General features: G+C 63.4%; 15 protein-coding genes. 9 read left to right on the forward strand and 6 right to left on the reverse strand.

All coding sequences use genetic code 11. The annotated features are described in order from the left end of the window. Window positions 1-28: 28 nt before the first annotated feature. Window positions 29-394, forward strand: coding sequence for a response regulator (locus L0U82_RS08715; protein WP_233830054.1), 366 nt, complete (start codon window positions 29-31; stop codon window positions 392-394). Window positions 395-444: 50 nt separating this feature from the next. Beyond that, the gene (locus tag L0U82_RS08720) at window positions 445-3,174 is read left to right on the forward strand and encodes a putative bifunctional diguanylate cyclase/phosphodiesterase (RefSeq protein WP_233830055.1); all 2,730 of its coding nucleotides are present in this window, start codon (window positions 445-447) and stop codon (window positions 3,172-3,174) included. A gap of 81 nt (window positions 3,175-3,255) precedes the next feature. Here the strand turns inward: L0U82_RS08720 and gmd are convergent, their stop codons facing one another. Both gmd and L0U82_RS08730 read right to left on the reverse strand, forming a co-directional pair. Further along, window positions 3,256-4,299 carry a GDP-mannose 4,6-dehydratase gene (gene gmd, locus L0U82_RS08725; protein WP_233830056.1) on the reverse strand — a complete coding sequence of 348 codons (1,044 nt, stop codon included), beginning with the start codon at window positions 4,297-4,299 and terminating at the stop codon, window positions 3,256-3,258. After that, complete coding sequence (locus tag L0U82_RS08730) at window positions 4,296-5,381, reverse strand: acyltransferase family protein (protein WP_233830057.1); 1,086 nt, start codon at window positions 5,379-5,381, stop codon at window positions 4,296-4,298. The genes gmd and L0U82_RS08730 overlap by 4 nt, the downstream gene beginning before the upstream one ends. A 311-nt stretch (window positions 5,382-5,692) precedes the next feature. Between L0U82_RS08730 and L0U82_RS08735 the strand changes: the two genes are divergently transcribed. The 4 genes from L0U82_RS08735 (at window position 5,693) to L0U82_RS08750 (ending at window position 12,264) form a co-directional block, all read left to right on the forward strand. Then, complete coding sequence (locus tag L0U82_RS08735; RefSeq protein ID WP_233830058.1) at window positions 5,693-6,076, forward strand: hypothetical protein; 384 nt, start codon at window positions 5,693-5,695, stop codon at window positions 6,074-6,076. Continuing rightward, on the forward strand, window positions 5,985-8,192 hold the full coding sequence (locus tag L0U82_RS08740; protein WP_233830059.1) for a hypothetical protein: 2,208 nt from the start codon (window positions 5,985-5,987) through the stop codon (window positions 8,190-8,192). The genes L0U82_RS08735 and L0U82_RS08740 overlap by 92 nt, the downstream gene beginning before the upstream one ends. Window positions 8,193-8,278: 86 nt before the next feature. Beyond that, on the forward strand, window positions 8,279-9,757 hold the full coding sequence (locus tag L0U82_RS08745; protein WP_233830062.1) for an oligosaccharide flippase family protein: 1,479 nt from the start codon (window positions 8,279-8,281) through the stop codon (window positions 9,755-9,757). Further along, window positions 9,754-12,264 (forward strand): glycosyltransferase family 4 protein, encoded by a 2,511-nt coding sequence (locus L0U82_RS08750; protein WP_233830064.1) that lies wholly within the window; start codon window positions 9,754-9,756, stop codon window positions 12,262-12,264. Before L0U82_RS08745 ends, L0U82_RS08750 begins: the two co-directional genes overlap by 4 nt. Before the next feature lie 245 nt (window positions 12,265-12,509). Here L0U82_RS08750 and L0U82_RS08755 read toward each other — a convergent pair whose 3' ends face one another. After that, complete coding sequence (locus L0U82_RS08755) at window positions 12,510-13,769, reverse strand: acyltransferase family protein (protein WP_233830066.1); 1,260 nt, start codon at window positions 13,767-13,769, stop codon at window positions 12,510-12,512. A 261-nt stretch (window positions 13,770-14,030) separates the two neighbouring features. Between L0U82_RS08755 and L0U82_RS08760 the strand changes: the two genes are divergently transcribed. Beyond that, window positions 14,031-14,177: a hypothetical protein gene (locus L0U82_RS08760; protein ID WP_233833358.1), complete on the forward strand. Its 147-nt coding sequence runs from the start codon at window positions 14,031-14,033 to the stop codon at window positions 14,175-14,177. Window positions 14,178-14,475: 298 nt separating this feature from the next. After that, window positions 14,476-15,393: a UTP--glucose-1-phosphate uridylyltransferase GalU gene (gene galU / locus L0U82_RS08765; RefSeq protein ID WP_233830068.1), complete on the forward strand. Its 918-nt coding sequence runs from the start codon at window positions 14,476-14,478 to the stop codon at window positions 15,391-15,393. A gap of 113 nt (window positions 15,394-15,506) precedes the next feature. Here galU and L0U82_RS08770 read toward each other — a convergent pair whose 3' ends face one another. Both L0U82_RS08770 and L0U82_RS08775 read right to left on the reverse strand, forming a co-directional pair. Next, the gene (locus L0U82_RS08770) at window positions 15,507-17,681 is read right to left on the reverse strand and encodes a malate synthase G (RefSeq protein ID WP_233830069.1); all 2,175 of its coding nucleotides are present in this window, start codon (window positions 17,679-17,681) and stop codon (window positions 15,507-15,509) included. A 98-nt stretch (window positions 17,682-17,779) separates the two neighbouring features. Continuing rightward, entirely contained in the window at window positions 17,780-18,184 is a 405-nt protein-coding gene (locus tag L0U82_RS08775; RefSeq protein WP_233830072.1) for a GlcG/HbpS family heme-binding protein, read from the reverse strand. 237 nt (window positions 18,185-18,421) lie between these two features. Between L0U82_RS08775 and L0U82_RS08780 the strand changes: the two genes are divergently transcribed. Next, window positions 18,422-19,315 carry an MOSC domain-containing protein gene (locus tag L0U82_RS08780; RefSeq protein WP_233830073.1) on the forward strand — a complete coding sequence of 298 codons (894 nt, stop codon included), beginning with the start codon at window positions 18,422-18,424 and terminating at the stop codon, window positions 19,313-19,315. Window positions 19,316-19,435: 120 nt separating this feature from the next. On the opposite strand, the gene cobA is transcribed toward L0U82_RS08780, so the two are convergent. Then, the gene (gene cobA / locus L0U82_RS08785; protein WP_233830074.1) at window positions 19,436-20,221 is read right to left on the reverse strand and encodes a uroporphyrinogen-III C-methyltransferase; all 786 of its coding nucleotides are present in this window, start codon (window positions 20,219-20,221) and stop codon (window positions 19,436-19,438) included. Window positions 20,222-20,694: the final 473 nt, after the last annotated feature.

The raw sequence follows: 20,694 nt of genomic DNA on the forward strand, positions 1-20,694 counted from the left end.
AACGCGTCGGTGACGCAAGGGGATTGGCATGGCAAAGATTCTGGTGGTGGACGATTCGAGCACGGTGCGCGACGAAGTCGCGGGCTTTCTGACGAAAAACGGTCTGGATGTCGCGACGGCGGTCGACGGCAAGGACGGACTGACGAAGCTGAAATCCGATTCGAACATCAAACTGATCGTCAGCGACGTGAACATGCCGAACATGGACGGCCTGACGATGGTCGAGAAGATTCGCGGTGAACTCGCGAACAAGACCGTCAACGTGATCATGCTGACGACCGAAAGCAGCCCGGCGATGAAGGAACGCGGCAAGGCGGCGGGCGTGAAGGGCTGGATCGTCAAGCCGTTCAAGGGCGACGCGGTGCTCGAAACGTTCAGGAAACTGGCGGGTTGATCGCTGGCGGCGAACTCCCGGCAAGCGGCCGGCTGGCGCGGGCAGTGCATATGAAAACGCGCTTCTTCGCGGGTGACGCGCTGCGTAGCGCTGTCACCGCGCTGGTCGTCGCGCTGATTCTTGCCGCGATCGCGATCAGCACCTATCTGGCGCTGAAGCAGACGGCCGACCAGAACAACGCGCTGCGCACGTTGCAGGCAGCGGGTCAGTTCAAGCACGACCTCGACGAGCTGCAGCAGATCATGCTGGACCAGCATGGCGATCTGTACACGGTGATCAGTACCCGTGCGTTCTACGATCGTCCGAGGCTCAAGTTTCCGCTGACCGAACTCGTCGACCTGATCGACGATGCGCGCGCGCATTGCAGCAGCGACCGTCAATGCGACGTGCGGCTGTCCGATCTCGACGCGATGATCCGGCAACTGGCCGCGCGCAGCGACGCGCTCGCGGACAAGCAGTACAACCACCGCTCGGTGGTCGCGCTCAACGATACCGAACTCGGCGAAATCGACGCGTGGTTCTACGCGGTGCTGACGCACGTCGTCGAGTTGCGCGTCGCGGCTGACCAGCATCTTGGCCTCGTGGTGACCGCATCGTCGGTCGAAGCCGCGAAGGTCGCGCGCTGGCTGATGATTTCGGCGCTGACGGCGGCCGCGCTCGTGATCATGTTGATCAGCTGGAACGGCCGCATCGCGCGCCATCTGCGCCATGCGCTGCGCTCGGCATCCGAATCGCGCCGCATGCTGCGCACGGTACTCGATCAGATTCCCCACGGCATTGCATGGAAGGACAGCCAGTTGCGCTATCTCGGCGGTAACGGTGTCTATGCACGCGATGCCGGCCTCAGTTCCGGCGACGCGCTGGTGGGACAGCAGGACCGGCAGCTCGGCTGGAAAGACGACCAGGCCGCGTCCGCCGCGGCGGATCAGCAGGTGCTGAAGAGCGAGCGCCCGATGGTGACGTCGGAGCGCCGCGTGACCACCGCCAATGGTCGCGAAATGTGGATACGCGAAACCCGCCTGCCGTTGCGCGACGAACTCAACGCGGTGGTCGGCGTGCTGATCGTCTATGAAAACATCACGTCGCAGCACAACGCACAGATTGCGCTGCGCGTGCAAAGCCGCGCGATCGACGCGAGCAGCAACGGCCTGTTGATCGTCGAGCATCAACCCGAGCGCAACGTGATCACGCATGCGAATCCGGCCTTCGAACGGATCACCGGCTATCCGCTCGACGAAGTGGTCAACGCGGAGTGGCACAAGCTCTATGCACTGATGGGGCAGCCGGAGGCCTGGAGCGAAGTGGATCATGCGATCGTCACCGACGGCGAAGCGAACGTGACGTTGCCGCTGACCCGCAAGGACGGCCGGCGCTCGTTCGTCAACGTGGTGGTGTCGCCGGTGCGCGATCAGGGGGCTGTCACGTATCACGTGGGCGTGCTGAGCGACGTGACCGCGATCGTCGACTATCAGGATCAGCTCGAACGCCAGGCGCGGCTCGATGCGCTGACCGATCTGCCCAATCGCAATCTGCTCGCGCAGCGGCTGGGCGGTGCGATTACGGCCGCCGCGCTGGACCAGAGCGATCTGGCGGTGGTGTTCGTCGATCTCGACCGCTTCAAGGAAGTGAACGATTCGCTTGGCCACCGCGCCGGCGACGGGCTGCTCGTCGCGGTCGCGCAGCGGCTGCAAAGCACGGTGCGCGTGACCGATCTGGTGTCGCGCTATGGCGGCGACGAATTCGTGATCCTCGTGGAGCGCTGCCCGCCCGCCAGTCTGCTGATGCTGCTCGACCGGCTGGTGCGGGTGATGGCCGAACCGTTCAACGTCGACGGCGCGGAACTCTATGTCGCGGCGAGCGTGGGCGTGAGTTCCTATCCGGAAGACGGCACCGATGCGGACACGCTGGTCAGTAACGCCGATGCGGCGATGTACGTGGCCAAGACGCGCGGCGGCTCGAACTATCAGTTCTACCGGCCGGAGCTGAATCAGACCGTGGCGCGCCGGCTGCATCTGTCCACGCGGCTGCGGCATGCGGTGCGCAGCTGCTCGCTGAGCATCGTGTATCAGCCGCAGATCGACATGCGGCACGGTGGCATCGTCGGTGTCGAAGCGCTGCTGCGCTGGCATGACGAGGAGCTGGGCGAGGTGTCGCCGGCCACCTTCGTGCCGGTCGCCGAGGAAACCGGGCTGATTCACGAAATCGGCGAGTGGGTGCTGCGCACGGCCTGCCGCCAGGCAATCGAATGGCGCAACAGCGGCTTTGCGGAGCTGACGCTGTCGGTGAACGTGTCGCCGGTGCAACTGGAGCACTCCGATCTGGCGGGCACGGTCAACGAGATATTGCGCGAAACCGGCTGGCCCGCGCATCTGCTCGAACTGGAAGTTACGGAAGGCGCGCTGATGCGCAATGTCGACGATGCCGCGCGCTCGCTCGGCGAGTTGCGCCGCCGTGGCGTGCGCATCGCGCTGGACGACTTCGGCACCGGCTATTCGAGCCTCAGCCATCTGCGGCACTTTTCGATCGACCGGCTGAAGATCGATCGCGTGTTCGTGCGTGAAATCGGCCACGATGCGCAATACGAAGCGCTGACGCTGGCGGTGATCAACGTTGCGAACGCAATGGGCTTCGATCTGATCGCAGAGGGCGTCGAGCTGGAATCGCAAAAGCAGTTCCTGCTCGATCACGGCTGCCACGCCGCGCAGGGCTTTCTCTATAGTTCCGGCGTCAGCGCCGAGCGGTTGACGCGGATGCTGTCGCGTGATGAGGTGAGCGTCTGAGGAAGACGCCGCTGCGTGGCGGCACTGTTTGGCAGCGCTGAAACACACGCCACTGCGCAGCACCGCCACGCACACACCGTATCAGAACGTTTCCTGATGCGCGTTGCGGCCGAGATCCGCCTGCACCATCATCTGGCACAACTGCTCCAGCGTGGTCCTTGGCTGCCAGTCGAGCGTATCGCGCGCCCTGTCCGCGCAACCGATCAGCAGATCCACCTCGGCGGGGCGATAGAACTTCGGATTCACGCGCACGAGCGTCTTGCCGGTGGCGACATCGATACCGGTTTCGCGCTCCTCCTTGCCCGACCATTCGAGCTGGTAGCCGGCCGCCATGAACGCCATGCGCACGAAATCGCGCACCGTTTCGGTACGGCCCGTCGCGAGCACGAAGGTGTCCGGCTCAGCGGCCTGCAGCATGCGCCACATCCCTTCGACATATTCGAGCGCGAAACCCCAGTCGCGTTGCGCGCTCAGGTTACCGAGTTCCAGCACGTCCTGTTTGCCGAGCTTGATCTTCGCGACCGAGTCGGTGATCTTGCGCGTGACGAATTCGCGGCCACGTAGCGGCGATTCGTGATTGAACAGAATCCCGCTGCTCGCGAACAGGCCGTACGACTCGCGATAGTTGATCGTCGACCAGTGCGCGAACAGCTTGGCAACGCCATACGGGCTGCGCGGATAGAACGGTGTGGTTTCGCGTTGCGGCACCGCCTGCACGAGGCCGAACATTTCGGAGGTCGACGCCTGGTAGAAGCGCGTTTTCGGGCTCAGGATACGCAGCCCTTCGAGCAGATTCAGCGCGCCGATGCCGGTCACTTCGGCGGTCGTCACCGGCTGGTCGAACGATACGCCGACGAAGCTTTGCGCGGCGAGGTTGTACAGCTCGTCGGCCTGCGTGCCTTCGAGCAGGCGCAGCGTCGAACCGAAATCGGTGAGGTCGTGTTCGACCAGACGCAGATTCGGATGATCGAAGACGCCAAGCTCGTGCATGCGCCAGAAATTGACCGAACTCGTGCGCCGGTACGTGCCGGTCACGTGATAGCCCTTGTCGAGCAGCAGGCGGGTCAGATACGCGCCGTCCTGTCCGGATACGCCGGTGATGATCGCTTTGCGTGGTTGGCTCATAGCTTGGCTTGCCTTCTGGTTTGTCGATGGAAAAAGTGGAGGAGCCCACGGGTCGGAAGCGTTCCGCGCGCACCGAAAATCAGGCGCTTCTCGAATCCGAACCACGTGATGCTCGCGTACACGAGCGTGATGGCGAGTGCGATTGCCGCGCTCAGATAGCGGTTCAGATGCAGCGGCCACACCATGTACAGCACGCTCAGATGAATCAGATAGATCGTGTAGCTGATCGTGCCGATATAGACGAGCACGGGATTGCACAGCAGCCGCTTGACGATGCCCTTGCTCTGCAGCGCGATCACGACGATCGACGTACACAGCACCAGCGATACGCTGTAGAGCCCCGCATTCGACAGCGGCGTATTCGCCGCGCGAAAGCGCGGGAAGTGCAGATGCAGCCACGCCAGCACGACGAGCGCGGCACAACAGCCGAGCACCGCGAGTCCCTTGAACGGTTCGAGCGCGTCGCGATCGCGCCGCACGGCCACCGCGAGCAACGCGCCGGCCGCGAGCAGATCCATGCGGAACGGCGTCAGGTAATAGATCGGCCAGAACGAATCGAACCATGGCGTCGCGAGCGCGCGCAGCAGCGGCACCAGCACGATCAGCGCGGCCGCCACATAGCCGAGCAGACGCTCGGGCACCAGCAGGATCACGAACGGCCAGACGATATAGAACTGCTCTTCGACCGCGAGCGACCACAGCACATTCAGACTGTCGTGGCCGCTCTGGTTCAGCGCGTCGCCGATATTGGTCGCGAAGAACGCATACCAGTACCAGTGCTGCGCCCACGCGAGGCCGAACAGCAGCGACGACACGGCCATCAGCAGCAGATACGGCGGCAGGATGCGGCGCGCGCGGCGCGCGTAAAAATACTTGAAATACGACTGCTGACGCGTCTTGCGATCGAGCAGGATGCCGCTGATCAGAAAGCCGCTCAGCACAAAGAACAGATCGACGCCCATCCACAGCGGCGCTTTCAGCGCGTGCTGCGCGAATACCGCGAGCACGGCGATCGCGCGCAGGCCGTCGAGCTGCACGATGCGGGAGTGAGAGGGCGCGAGGGGCAATGCGCTGGCAGTCATGAACCGTCCATGGTGTGAAGCGGATGGGCCGCGCGAGACGATGCGCCGGGCCGCCGATCAACAGCGAGCCGGCGCGCGCTTCGCGTCGCGACAGAACTGTGAACGATTCTAGGGAAAAGAAAATCGCCAAAAAACGCAAATGAAACGGATAAATGAATCAGATTGAAACAAGGTATTTTTTTAGCGATTGATTACGCATTTATATGCTTATCCGGTAGCGTGGTACGGCACGTAAGAAGTGCGTAAGGCGCGAAAATTCGTCGAAAAATAAGGCCCACACGGCTGTCAAAAATAAAGCGCCGCGCAAGCCGGTGTTTTTCTTCAATTTTAAATTCATTTATTTCTCGAAGATTAATTGGAGGAATATTTTTGAATTATTTTCGAGTTTCGTCGCCGCGTTTTTTCCGCGTAATGTGGCCGTGCGCAACGGTGTCCGGAGCCGCTCGCTGCTAGCTGCGGGCCGTCGCGGCCGGCCCCACGTCCTCACGTTCTCCCGGGCGGCATCAGGCGCCTTGCCGCGCCGCCTCATTGATGAATTTCACGCGCGCCTGGACCCCATGCGGGCTCATCGCATCGACTGGTATTTGCGCTGGAGGAACTGCCTTGCCCCGTTTGACGCTCAGAAGCTGGCTCACCGTGATGGCCTGCGCCGCCGGATTGATCGCGGTATCGGCAGTCTCGCCCGCTCGCGCTGAAACTGCGCTGAGCGCGCGCACGTCATGGCTTGGCAATAGCTTCGGCTTCGGCGATGGCACATGGACGCAGATCAATATCACCGCGATCGCGGTGAGCCCGGACGGCAAGGTGTACACGAACGCGCCGTGGGACGAGAGCGGCGCGGAAGCGAGTGTCTATCAGGACGGCAAGATGCTCGGCTTCGCGGGCGGCACGCATGGCTGGGGCAATGCCGGTGGTAATGCGATTGCGATCAACCGCAAGTATGCGTTCGTCGCGATTGCGGTCGGCAACGAAAAGGGCCACTTGGTCGCGCCGGGTGTGTGGCCGGAGAAGGGCAAGCAATGGTTCGGCATTTCGCGTCGGTTGATTGCCGACCCGAAACGCGTCGCGCCGTTTCAACCGGCGGTGAATAACGCCGATCCGCATGCGCAACTGGCGGCCGGCTTTCTGATGCTGAACGAAGTGCCGACCGGCACGGATGCCGAAATCGGCGGCCTCGCGGCAAACGACACGACGCTGTACGCGGCCAATACCGCGCGCAACCGCATCGAGGTATACGACGCCGAATCGATGCAGCGCAAGGCGAGCTGGGACGTGCACGAGCCGGGGCGTATCGCGCTCGCGCCGGACGGCACGGTATGGGTGCTGAGCGGCACGCGCAGCGATGCCGCGCCGCGCATCGAGCATTACACGGCGAGCGGTCAGCGTATCGAGGAACAGCTGACGCTGCCGGCCGATACCGTTGCCGTCGATATCGCGGTCGATGCGCAAGGGCGCCTGCTGATCGCCGATAACGGTCCGCGTCAGCAGGTGCTGTTCTTCACGAAGCACGACGGACGCTATGCGCAATCCGGCTCGCTAGGCGAGCGCGGCGGCATTTTCAGCGGCGTCGCGGGCCAGCCGGGGCCACGGCGTTTCAACGGACTCACCGGCGTCGGCGTCGATGCGCGCGGCAACGTGTATGTGTCGACCAACGGCATCGGGCCGCGCTACGCACCGATCGGCGCGGGCCTCGGCGCGACGCTGGAAAGCTATGCGCCGGACGGCAAACGCAACTGGCAGGTCGAAGGGCTGCTGTTCGTCGACGGCGCGTGGATCGATCCCGATCCGGCTCGACCCGATAGCGTCTATACCGGCAACAAGCGCTTCGAACTCGATCTGTCGAAGCCTCCCGGCCAGGACTGGAAATACGCGGGTTTTCTGTCGAACCGCTTCAAGTATCCGGACGATCCGGTGTTTCACACCGACCAGTATCCGGGCCTGCCGATCGCGCGCCGTCTGAAGGGCCGCACGTTTCTGTATCTGACCGACATGTACGCGGACCATCTGAAGATCTATCGCTTCGATCCGCGCCACGACGGCGAGACCGCGATTCCTTCCGGCTTTATCGCGGGCCGCGAACGCGGCGTCGCGAAGGTGCCGAATGCGCCGCCGGGCGGCGACTGGATCTGGCGCGATACGAACGGCGACGGCCGCTTCGATGCCGACGAATTCACGCTCAACACGAGCGGCGCGAAGCTCGCGGGCGGCTGGGGCTGGTGGGTCGATACGGCGGGCGATATCTGGCGCGCGCGCGATACGAAAGGGATCTATCGCTTCCGTTTCGGCGGTCTCGATGCGAAGGGCAATCCGGTCTACGCGTACTCGAACCTGACGCAGTACCCGGTGCCGCAGCCGTTCACCGAAGTGCATCGCGCGATCTACGACCCCGCGAGCGACACGATGTACGTGACCGGCTATACCGCCGATGCGCCGACCTTGCGTGGCTTCTGGAAGGAAGTCGGCCGCGTGCTGGTGCGCTATGACCAATGGTCGAGCGGCAAGCCGGTGCCGCGCTACACGATTGCGCTGCCGTGGCAGCCGGACGGCAAACCGGTCGTGACGATCATCGGGCTCACCGTCGAAGGGCAATACGTGTTCGGTGTCGAAGCGGTCGGCGCGGTGCACGTGTGGGACAAGGACAGCGGCAAGGAACTCGGCGTGATCCGTCCGGGCCCGGAAGTGGGGCGCGCGTCGGGCTGGGTCGACGTGCCGAACGGCATCAGCGCCGCTAAACGCAGCGACGGCGAGTACCTGATATTCGTCGAGGAAGACGCGCGCGGCAAGGTGCTGATGTATCGCTGGAAGCCGTGATTTTTCGTGCGCGCCGATGCAACGGCGCGTGCTCGAAACGCAACCGCAACGTAACTGCAACACAACCGCACAACCCAAGGGATTCGATGGACAAAGGCATTCTCAGGAACGTAGCGATCAATTTTTTCGGGCTCGTACTGCCGACCTTCGTGTCGCTCGTGACCGTGCCGTCGTATATCCGGCTGCTCGGTGTCGAGCGCTACGGCGTGATCAGTCTGGTATGGACGCTGATCGGCTACTTCGGGATTCTCGATCTCGGCATGAGCATGGCCGCGCAGAACCATATTTCGAAAGCGCGCGCATCGGGCGACCAGCACGAAAGCGCGCGCGTGTTCTGGAGCGCGACGTGGCTGAATCTGACGACCGGCGTGATCGGCGGCCTGATCATCTATTTCGGCGCGTTTCTGTACACCGCGTATTTCACGAAGGTGTCGCCCGAGTTGCAGCACGAGGTGTATATGGCGCTGCCGTGGCTTGCGGTGGCGATTCCTATCGCCAATGTGTCGTGGGTGTTCGCGGGCGCGATCAACGGCGCGGAGCGCTTCGGCATCTATAACGCCAATCAGACGCTCGGCACGTTTCTGTTCCAGTTGCTGCCGCTCGGCGCCGCGCTATGGCTCGGCGCGACGTTGCAGAACGTGCTGGCCGCCGCGGTGGTTGCGCGCATCGTGGCCGCGTTGCTGCTCGGCCGCTCGGCGCTGAAAGTGCTGGAAATACGCAGCATTCTTCCGCCGCAACTCGGCGTCGCGAAGGGACTGTTCAACTTCGGCGGCTGGATGCTGGTGGCGAGCGTGACGGGCATGGTCGCTGATTCGCTCGATCGCGTGATGCTCGGCTCGCGCCTGGGCGCGCGTTTCGTCACGTACTACACGGTGCCGCAGAACCTGGTGACGCGTCTGAACATCGTGCCGACCGCGCTGGTGCGCACGCTGTTTCCGCGTCTGTCGGCGGTGGGCCGCGCGGATGCCGACACGATCACGCAACAGTCGCTCGAATTCCTCAACGGTGTGTTCACGCCGGTTGCGCTGGTCGCGATGCTGGTGCTCGAACCGTTCCTGCATCTATGGGTCGGCAACGAGATCGCCACGGCGGCCGCGCCCGTGGGCCGCATCATGATCGTCGCGGTGTGGCTCGTCGGGCAGGCGAACGTCACGCGCATCCTGATCCAGTCGCAGGTCAATCCGGCTACCGCCGCGCGTGTCGGGCTGGTCGAATTGCCGCTGTTCGCCGGCGCGTTGTGGTTCGGCATTACCCGTTTCGGCCTGACCGGCGCCGCGGTCGCGGTCGCTGCGCGCGCGCTGTTCGACTACGCGGTGCTGCTGCATTTCGCCGCGATCCGCTCGCGCCAGATCGTGCTCGACATGCTCGCCCATCTCGTCTTTCTGCTCGCCAGCCTGTGGCTCGCGAGCTTCCTGCCGAGCCTCGTGCTCGCGATTGCCGCCGGCGTGCTGATGGTCGGCGCGAATCTCGTGTGGTCGATCACGATGACGCCCGCGTTGCGCCATCTCGCGCGCTCACTGCTGCGTTCACTGCTATTGCGACTGAATCCGAGGAAAAGCGCATGAATAACGATGTTCTTGAAAAAAACATGCTGAGTTCCGCGAAGCGCAGCGCGCTCGACGAACTGACCAGTGTGCCGGGTGCCGTGCCGGGCGCCGCGCCGGCGTCGTCCGCTTCTCGCGGCGCTGCTCACAACGCGTTGCGCGCGAACCGCGGCGTACGCATCGCGATCGTGCACGACTGGCTCGTCACCTATGCGGGCGCGGAGAAGGTGCTGGAGCAGATCATCGCGTGCTTTCCGGATGCGGACCTGTTCAGCCTTGTCGACTTTCTCGACGACCGCAGCTTTCTGCGCGGCAAATCGGTGACCACGTCGTTTATCCAGAAGCTGCCGCGCGCGCGCGCTAAATACCGCGCGTATCTGCCGCTGATGCCGCTTGCGATCGAACAGCTCGACGTGTCCGCGTACGACGTCGTGATCTCGAGCAGCCATGCGGTCGCCAAGGGCATTCTGACCGGCCCCGATCAGGTGCATATCAGCTATGTGCATTCGCCGATCCGCTATGCGTGGGACTTGCAGCATCAGTATCTGCAGCAATCGAAGCTGACCAACGGGCCTAAATCGGCGCTCGCGCGGCTGATTCTGCATTACATCCGCAACTGGGATATCCGCACCGCGAATTCGGTCGACGGCTTCGTCGCGAACTCCGCGTTCATCGCGCGGCGTATCAGGAAGGTTTATCAGCGTGATGCGCAGGTGATCTTTCCGCCGGTCGACGTCGAAGCGTTTTCGTTGTGCACGCAGAAAGAAGATTTCTATCTGACCGCGTCGCGAATGGTGCCTTATAAAAAGATCGATCTGATTGTAGAGGCGTTCGCGCGGATGCCGGAACGCAAGCTCGTCGTGATCGGCGATGGCCCCGAGATGGAGAAAATCCGCGCGAAGGCGGGGCCGAACGTCGAGATCATGGGCTATCAACCGTTCAAGGTACTGAAGGACCGGATGAGCCGCGCCAAGGCGTTCGTGTTCGCGGCCGAGGAGGACTTCGGTATTTCGGTGGTCGAAGCGCAGGCCTGCGGCACGCCGGTGATCGCGTACGGCAAGGGCGGGGCGCTCGAAACCGTGCGCGATCTGGCCGAGCCGAAGCCGACCGGCCTGTTCTTCGACGAACAGCACGCGGACGCGATCATCGCGGCGGTTAAGCGCTTCGACGAACAGGCGCATAAGCTGCTGCCCGCGAATTGCCGCGTCAACGCCGAGCAGTTCTCGGCCGCGCATTTTCGCGAGCGTTTCTTTGCGCACGTGCGCGCGGCGGTGCCCGCATTGCGCGCGGCAACGTTGCCGCCTTACGTGCCTTATGTGCCCGATGTGCCCCATCTGCCATCACAGCCGTCACTGCACATCGCCGCGAACGTGCCGCGTATTCTCGCGGTCGATCAAAGCGGCGTGCTCGGCGGCGCCGAGTTGTCGTTGCTCGAAATCGTCAAGGCGCTGCACTCGCGTATCGAAGTCGTGCTGTTCGACGACGGACCGTTTCGCGACGCGCTCGCAAAGACCGGCGCCGAGATCAGCGTGCTCGATGCGGGTGCGCTGAAACAGGTTCGCAAGCAGGGCGGCTCGCTGCCGAAGGGTCAGGCGCTGAAAGGGCTGGTGTCGCTCGTGCGCGCGACCGCGCAACGCGCGCGCAGCGCGGACGTGATCTACGCGAACACGCAGCGCGCGATGGTGATCGGCGCACTGGCCGGCAAGCTCGCGCGCCGGCCGGTGGTCTGGCATCTGCGCGATATCGTCAGTCCCGAGCATTTCGGCGGCAAGCAGTTGGCGATCATCAAATGGTGCGCACGGCTCGGCCTCACGCACGTGATCGCGAATTCCGCCGCGTCCGCCGATGCATTCGCGAAGCTCACGCGGTTCGACAGCAAGCGCATCGACGTGGTGTTCAACGGTATTTCGGCCGAACCGTTCGATGCGTTGCAGGCGGTGCCGCAAGCCGTGTTGCGCGAGCGCCTGAATCTGCCGGTGGATGCGTTTCTGGCCGGCTCGTTCAGCCGACTCGCGCGCTGGAAAGGGCAGCACGTGCTGCTCGAAGCGATGGTGCTGAACCCGCAGATGCATGCGGTGCTGGTCGGCGCGCCGCTCTTCGGCGAGGATGAGTACGCGAATGAACTGCACGCGTTCGTCGCCACGCACAAACTCGGCGATCGCGTGCATTTTCTCGGCTTTCAGCACGATATCCCGGCCTGCATGTGCGCGGTCGATGCCGTCGTACATACGTCGATCACGCCGGAGCCGTTCGGCCGCGTGATCGTCGAAGGGATGCTCGCGCGGCGGCCGGTCGTCGCGGCACGCGCGGGTGGCGTGCTCGAAATCGTCGAAGACCACCAGAACGGCGTGCTGTGTACGCCGGGCGACGCGCATGCGCTCGCCGACACGCTCGCCGAATTGCGTTCGAACGATGCGCTGCGCGAGAAGCTGGTCAGCAACGGCTATCGGACTGCGCTGGAGCGCTTCGGTACGCAGAGCTATGTGGACGGTGTTGCGCGGATTCTGAAGGGTGTGGTGGGGGAGTAGATAAGTGCAATCGATGCAGGTCAAGACCGGCGTCGAAATGCGCGAGCCCATGTCGATGTACATGGGCTCGCGAACGCATCGAAGTGACAGGACGTGAAGCGGGGAAGTGAAACGGGACGCGAAGTGGAAAGTGAGGCGGTAAGTGAAGCGCCTGCCGGTTTTCACGCGACGGTAGACACAAGGGCGTGGCCAGTCCTTGTCATTGCGTGGCGGAACGAAAGCCTGACGGCTTCCGTTCCGTTTTTTTATCTCTGCGCGCGCGACGCTTTGGGCTTGAAGCTCGCGGACCATTTCATCGCCGGCAACTCGACGAGCCGATAGAACACGTACGCGGCAGGCACGGCCACCAGCATGTAGCCGAACGACGGCCAGATCGACATCTGCAGCGACGAACGGAACAGCCACGACGACAGCAGCACGAAGATCGGCAGATGGATCAGATACAGCGAGAAGCTGAAGTCGCCGAAGAACGACAACGCACGCGATACGGCCCGCGACAACGCCTGCACCGCGCCGCGCAGGCCAGCCACGTGATGCCGCCCGTCATCGCGTGGATCCAGCGCCTTGTACAGATAGAACGCGAAGCCGAGCGCCCAGAACTGGAACGCGCCGTACTGGCCGAAGTGAAACGCGACACAGCCCGCGGCGACGAAGACGGCCGCCGCGGCGTAGAGCCATCCCGGCGCGCGCGCGTCCGCGTCACGATGGGCTCTCGCGTCGGCGATCCACGCGCCGAGCGTCCACGACAACCAGTACGACGTGAAGAACTGCAGGTCATGACGTTCGAGCGCATACGCGGATGCAACATTGATCGCAGCCACGACTGCCAGCACGGCCGTCATGCCGATGCGCCGCCGCAGCGCGAACAGCAGCGGATAGATCGCATAGAACTGGACTTCGAGCGACAGCGTCCAGAGCGCGCCGTTCGAGCCATAAGTCTTGCCCGCGACGCCTTGCAGCGAAAACAGATTGACCAGAAACGCGTGCAAGCCGATCTCGCGAATCTTGTGGCTGACGGGCGGCAGTTGCAGGCTCAGCGAATCGAGCGCGAAGGTCAGCACCAGCGCGGCAAGCAGCACCGGATAGATACGCGCGAAACGCCGCAGCCAGAAATTGCCTGCATCGAGCCGGTAAGCGGGATTGCCCGCGAGCCGCAGCGCGCCGCCGCGATGAATGCAATAGCCGCTGATCACAAAGAAAATCGGCACGCCGGCCGAGCCCCATGCGATCGGGAAGGTCAGATACGCAGCCAGCGCGCCCGGACTGAACGAACGGCCGACGCTGTGATGAAACGCCTGCATGCCGACCCAGACGACCTGGCGGCAATGAAAATACGCGACCAGCAGCGCGGCAAAGCCGCGCATTGAATCGATCACCTGGTCTTTACCGGCAATCGCGATACGGGCGTCGCCGCGTGCTTGCGACGATGCAGCACCGCTAACGGAGCGGCGCGTTGGGGGCAAGGGCAGGGATGAGCCGGCGGCATCCAGTGCTGGGTCGCTCATGCGGAATCCTTATTCTGAAGCGCGGGGAAGAAACGGAAGCAAACTGAAGCAAAGCAGGCGAATGGACGCGCGCGGCGCACTCGCGATGCATCCATGCTAGAGCACCGCGCGACTAAAAAATCGATAAAAAATTGCTGGTGGCATCCAATGAAATGGCGATTTTGTGACCAATTGTAATTGGATGGAATCGGCTATCCGATCGAATTATTTGCTGTTTTTGTCGTGCTAATTTAAAGCACGGATTTTCTGACCCGAGGTGAAGTGATGAACCTGCATTTACTCGCCGGCATTGCGGTGCTGCTGCTCCTGGTCGCCGCCTCCGCCTATCGTGACGCACTGCGCAACGAGCCTATCCGTCGCTACCGGATGAATCCGGGCGAGCTGCCGCCGATCGACGAACAGGATTGATGGGGTACACGCGGAGAGACGCTCGCGACGCGGCCGGCGCGGCTGAATAACACCTACTTAATATGCAATATTTTCGAAATTATTCAAAAATCCGGATAAATCGAATATGTAATTATTGCCGAACTTATTCCACAATATGGCATATAGGAATATGACCCTATGACCAAATTTCATTGAAGAAAATTGGAGAACTATCGCACGCGAACCTTGCCGGCGACTTCGCCAGTCGCGCGCGGGCGCCGATTGACCGCCAGGTCCGCGAATACACCAACCTCTAACCGATGTGGGAATGCCTACCATGCTGAAAGTCACCAAAGCCGTGTTTCCGGTAGCGGGCCTCGGGACACGGTTCCTGCCGGCTACCAAAGCGAGTCCGAAGGAAATGCTGCCGATCGTCGACAAACCGCTGATCCAGTACGCGGTCGAAGAAGCGATCGCCGCCGGCATCACCGAGATGATCTTCGTGACGGGCCGCAGCAAGCGCGCGATCGAAGATCACTTCGACAAGTCCTACGAGATCGAAGCCGAACTCGAAGCGCGTAACAAGCAGAAGCTGCTCGATCTGGTGCGCAGCATCAAGCCGGCCAATGTCGATTGCTTCTACGTGCGTCAGGCCGAAGCACTCGGTCTCGGCCACGCGGTGCTGTGCGCCGAAAAACTGGTGGGCGACAGCCCGTTCGCGGTGATTCTCGCCGACGACCTGCTGCATAGCGCGAAGCCGGTGATGAGCCAGCTCGTCGATACGTTCAACCACTATCACAGCTCGGTGATCGGCGTCGAAACGATCGCGCGCGAAGATAGCCGCTCGTATGGGGTCGTCGACGGCCGCGAGTGGGAAGACAACGTGATCAAGCTGTCGGGCATCGTCGAAAAGCCCGCGCCAAACGATGCGCCGTCGAATCTCGGCGTGGTAGGCCGCTATGTGCTGATGCCGACGATCTTCAAGCATATCCGCGCAATCAAGCCCGGCGCGGGCGGCGAGCTGCAACTGACCGACGCGGTGCAGTCGTTGCTGACCGAGGAACAGGTGCTCGCCTATCGCTACTTCGGCACGCGTTTCGATTGCGGCAGCAAGCTCGGCTATCTGAAGGCGACGGTCGAATTCGCGCTGCGCCATCCGGAAGTGAAAGCCGATTTCGAAGCGTATTTGCAGGCTTATATGCAGCGCGATGCACAAGGCGCCGTGACCGAACCCTTGACTGCCGAAGCCGCTTGAGCCGCTTGAGCCGCTTGAGTCTCGTTGAGCGCAGTTAAAGTGCGCTGAATGAAAAACGGGCGCCGCTTGATGATGCGGCGCCCGTTGTCGTTTCAGTCAGCGGTAGCGAAGCTTCAACCCTGTTGCTTCACCTCGAGCCGGAACTTGTGCAGCAACGGCTCGGTGTACCCGTTCGGCTGCTCGCGCCCTTCGAATACGAGCGCCTGCGCGGCCTTGAACGCGATCGTATCGAAGCCCGGTGCCATCGGCTGATAAAGCGGATCGCCGGCGTTCTGCGCGTCGACCACCTTGGCCATCCGCTTGAACGTCTCTTCGACCAGCTCGCGTTCGATCACACCGTGATACAGCCAGTTCGCAATGTGCTGGCTCGAAATGCGCAGCGTCGCGCGGTCTTCCATCAGCCCGACGTTGTGGATGTCCGGCACCTTCGAGCAGCCGACGCCCTGGTCGATCCAGCGCACCACGTAGCCGAGAATGCCCTGCGTGTTGTTGTCGACCTCCGCGCGGATTTCGTCATCGCTCCACTGTGCCTTTTCGACGACCGGAATTGTCAGCAGCCCGTCGAGCAGTTCGTCGCGCACGCTTGCATAGGCGGTGCGCTCCAGCTCCTGCTGGACCGCCTGCACATCGACCTGGTGATAGTGCAGCGCATGCAGCGTCGCCGCGGTCGGCGAGGGCACCCATGCGGTATTCGCGCCGGCCTTCGGATGCCCGATCTTCTGTTCGAGCATCGCGTGCATCAGATCCGGCATCGCCCACATGCCCTTGCCGATCTGCGAGCGGCCGCGCAGGCCCGCGCTCAAACCGACCAGCACATTGCTGCGCTCGTACGACGTGATCCACTGGCTCGACTTCATGTCGCCCTTGCGCATCATCGGGCCGGCTTGCATCGCCGAATGCATCTCGTCGCCGGTGCGATCGAGGAAGCCGGTATTGATGAACGCGACGCGCGCCGACGCCTCGGCGATACACGCGAGCAGGTTCACGCTGGTGCGGCGCTCCTCGTCCATGATGCCCATCTTGATCGTGTTGCGCGGCAGCTTCAGCAGATCTTCGACGCGTGCGAACAGCTCGCTGGCGAACGCAACTTCGGCCGGGCCGTGCATCTTCGGCTTCACGATATAGATCGAGCCGGTACGCGAATTGAGCTTGTTGTGCCGGTCGCGCAGCGCGCACAGCGTGGTGATCACCGCATCGAGAATGCCTTCCGGAATCTCGTGGCCGTCTTTCGTCAGCACCGCCGGGTTCGTCATCAGATGGCCGACGTTGCGGATAAAGAGCAGCGAGCGGCCATGCAGCAAGACCCGCGATTTACCGTCGGCGCCGGTGTACTCACGATCCGGATTGAGCCGGCGCGTGAACGTCTTGCCGTTCTTCGTGACCTGTTCGGTCAGATCGCCGCTCATGATGCCGAGCCAGTTGCGATACAGCAGGACCTTGTCGTCGGCATCGACGGCCGCGACCGAGTCCTCGCAATCGATGATCGTGCTGACCGCCGCTTCGACGACCACATCCTTCACATGCGCCGCATCGGTCTTGCCGATCGAATCGTTCGCATCGATCTGGATCTCGACGTGCAGGCCATGGTGTTTGAGCAGTACCGCGGACGGCGCGCCCGCGTCGCCCTGATAGCCGATGAACTGCGCGGGCGTTTGCAGCACGCCGGTGCCGTTCTTCAGCGCGACGACGAGTTGGCCGTTTTCAACGCTATAGCGCGTCGCGTCGGCATGCGAGCCGTTCGCGAGCGGCGCGGCCTGGTCGAGAAACTTGCGCGCATAAGCGATCACCGCGGCGCCGCGCACCGGGTTGTAGGCTTTCTGCCGCTCGGCGCCATCGGCGTCGGGAATCGCGTCGGTGCCGTACAGCGCGTCGTACAGACTGCCCCAGCGCGCGTTCGCGGCGTTCAGCGCATAACGCTGGTTCGATAGCGGCACGACCAGCTGCGGGCCGGCCTGGTCGGCGATTTCGGTGTCCACGTGGTCGGTCGTGGCCTGGACTTTGGCGGGCGTCGGCACGATATAGCCGATGCCTTCGAGAAAGGTGCGGTACGCGAGCAGATCGCGGACCGGGCCCGGATTGGCGCGATGCCAGTTATCGAGTTCCGCTTGCAGGCGATCACGCTCGGCGAGCAGTGCACGGTTTTTGGGCGCCAGCTCGTGAACGAGGGCGTCGAAACCCGACCAGAAGGCGGCGCTGTCGATTCCGGTGCCGGGCAGGGCTTCCGTTTCAACGAACTGGTCGAGATTGGCGGCGACCTGCAGTCCGCCGCGCTGATTCATCTGAGTCATCGACTGCTCCATCTGTTATGGAACCGATGAGGGGGCATCGGTCCGCGTGGTGTCACGGAGTTGCTGCTTTTACTGCGGCCGGCTGGCAAGCCGGCGTGTCAGCCGGCGAGTGCCTGAATACCGGCCTTCGCGATCTGCGCGTCCTGATCCGACTTGACGCCCGACACGCCGACCGCGCCGATCACCTGGCCGTCGACGATGACCGGCACGCCGCCTTCGAGCGTACCGAGCAGCGGCGCGCTCAGAAATGCGGTGCGGCCGTTGTTGATCATGTCTTCATAGACTTTGGTTTCGCGGCGGCCGAGCGCCGCAGTGCGGGCTTTCTCGGTGGCGATATACGAACTCGACGGCGCGCTGCCGTCGAGGCGCAGCAGCGCGAGCGGATGGCCGCCGTCGTCGGAGACGACGATCGAGACGGCCCAGTTGTTTTTCTCGGCTTCCGCGCGGGCGGCGGCGAGGATGCGGGTCGTTTCAGCCACGGTCAACACGGGTTTGCTCAGCATGGTGAATGTCCTGTCTCGTTGAGGGTAGGGAAGTTTCTACTGGTTTTATCCAGTGACCGGTGATGCGGCGCGAGGCGCACGCGCGATATCAGAGGATTTTACTTCCCGGCGCGGTGCGGCGAAACGGCGGCTTCCCTGGGCTGGGCTGGACGGGCCCGCGCTGCCGCTGGAAGCCCGTGCGCAGTGCGCCTTACAATCTCCTCTTCACTGCAAAACCGCGCACCTCGTGCCCCGACCATGCCGACCATTAGCGAACTATTCGTCTATCCGATCAAATCCTGCGCGGGTATCGCGCTGCGCGAGGCGCGCCTGCTTGCGACCGGCCTCGAATACGACCGTAACTGGATGATCACCGATCCCGACGGCGCGATGCTCACGCAGCGTGCCTATCCGCGCATGGCGCTGATCCGCGTCGAGATCGGCGACGCAGACCTGATCGTCAGTGCGCCGGGCATGCCGGTGCTGCGCACGCCGCTCGATGCCGCGCGGCTCGGCGCGGCAGTGAAAGTAGAGACCAAAGTCTGGCGCGACGCGGCCTACGGCCTCGACACCGGCGACGAAGCCGCCGCATGGTTCACTGAATTCCTCGGCCTGCCGGCGCGGCTCTTGCGCTTCAATCCCGCGCGCGAGCGCATCGTCGACCCTGGCTACACCGCGAGCACCGGCGGCGCCACGACCTTTTTCGCCGATGGCTTTCCGCTGCTGGTGATCGGCCAGGCATCGCTCGACGACCTGAACGCGCGGCTGAACGGCAAGGGCGCGCCGTCGATCAGGATCGACCGCTTTCGTCCGAACATCGTGCTGAGCGGGCTCGACGCGTACGAGGAAGACTATGTGGAGACGCTGAGCGCCGACGTGGCGGCGACGAATACCGCCGGCGACGATCCGCATGTCGAACTGCGGCTCGTCAAGCTATGTTCGCGCTGCCCGATGCCGAACATCGATCAGGCCCGCGGCGCGCCCGATCCGGCGTGGCCGAACGAGCCGACCGACACGATGCTCGGTTATCGCGTCAATGCAAACTTCCAGGGCGCGGTCACGTTCGGCAACAACGCGCTCGTCGCGAGTGGAGCCGGCGCGTGGTTGCGGGTCGGCCAGCAGGTCGAGGCGGAGTTGGGGTTTGGTGATTGAGTGGCATCCGCCGGTTGGCTTTGAAGCGCGCCGGCTCTTCGTGATGCGGGGCGGCGGGGATGGTCGAGGTCATTGCGCGCCTTAACCTCGGGCAAGCGCGATGATGAGTCAAACGAAACCTCAGGCCGCATGCGCGACCGCCTCCGCGACTTCTTCGGCTTGCGGATCGTCCGAGCCATAACGCGCATCGACACTCTCGCCGACCGCGTCGCCCACCAGAATCACCGCCGGGCTGCCAAAGTCCGCCTGCGCGGCATCGGCGGCGAGCCGGTCAAGCCGCGTCAACAATCGTTGTTCATCGGCGCCTCCGGCCCACTGCACGACCGCGGCCGGCGTGTCGGCCGGCAGATGCGAGAGCAACGCGTCGGCAATCTGGCCGATGCGCCGCATCCCCATATAAATCGCGAGCGTCGTGCGGGTCGCGGCGAGCGCGGCCCAGTCCGGCTCGCCATGATCCTCGGTGTGCGCGGTGACGAAGCTGACGCCATGGCAATGACGGCGATGCGTGAGCGATATGCCGAGCCCCGCCGCGGCCGCGAAGCCCGACGAAATCCCGTTGACGATCGCAACCGCGATGCCCGCGTCGCGCAGCATCGCGAGTTCCTCGCCCGCGCGGCCGAACAGCAACGCGTCGCCCCCTTTGACGCGCACCACGTGCAGCCCCTTGAGCGCATAGCGCCGCATCAGACGCTCGATGAACGCCTGAGGCGTCGAGCGGCAGCCGCCGCGTTTGCCGACGCGAATCACGCGCGCGTGCGGCGCGAGCGTCGTGATCTCGGGATTGGCGAGTTCATCGAGCAGCACGACGTCGGCGGCCGCGAGCGCCTTGACGGCTTTCAGCGTGAGCAGGTCGAGGTCGCCGGGGCCCGCGCTCAGTAAGGTGACCTTGCCGGTGTTCGTATTCATCGCGCTGTCCTTGGGTTGTCCGTTGCTGTGTGTGGTTCGTTCGTGGCGTGGTGTTTTTTCCGCGGCTCGACATCTGTCGAGTCGATGCCGCCAGAAAAAACGGCGTCCGCTCGTGAAGATCACGAGGGGACGCCGTTGTCCATTGCGCGCTGTGTCGCGCCGATTCTGCTGCGTTGATCGATGCGAGCCGACGCACCGCGTTGTGCTTCGGCTCGGTCATCACGGCGTCGTTGCCGCGATGGCGTTGCGCATCGTTGATGCAAGGACCAGGCCATCACGTGACAAGACGCATGCAAACCTCGGCACGGAGGCGCGTCAATCATGCGGCGATGGTGCTGAATCCATGATGAACCCGCGCATAGCCCGAACTGAACCAACCCCGCCCCAGCGCTAAAAACTCCGCCGCAATGCTGCGCATCCATGCGCCGCTTTCGCACGCGCACAGTGCTGCGTCGCACCATCCCTGTGCCTTG

The sequence above is a fragment of the Paraburkholderia sp. ZP32-5 genome, assembly GCF_021390495.1.
GTDB lineage: Bacteria > Pseudomonadota > Gammaproteobacteria > Burkholderiales > Burkholderiaceae > Paraburkholderia.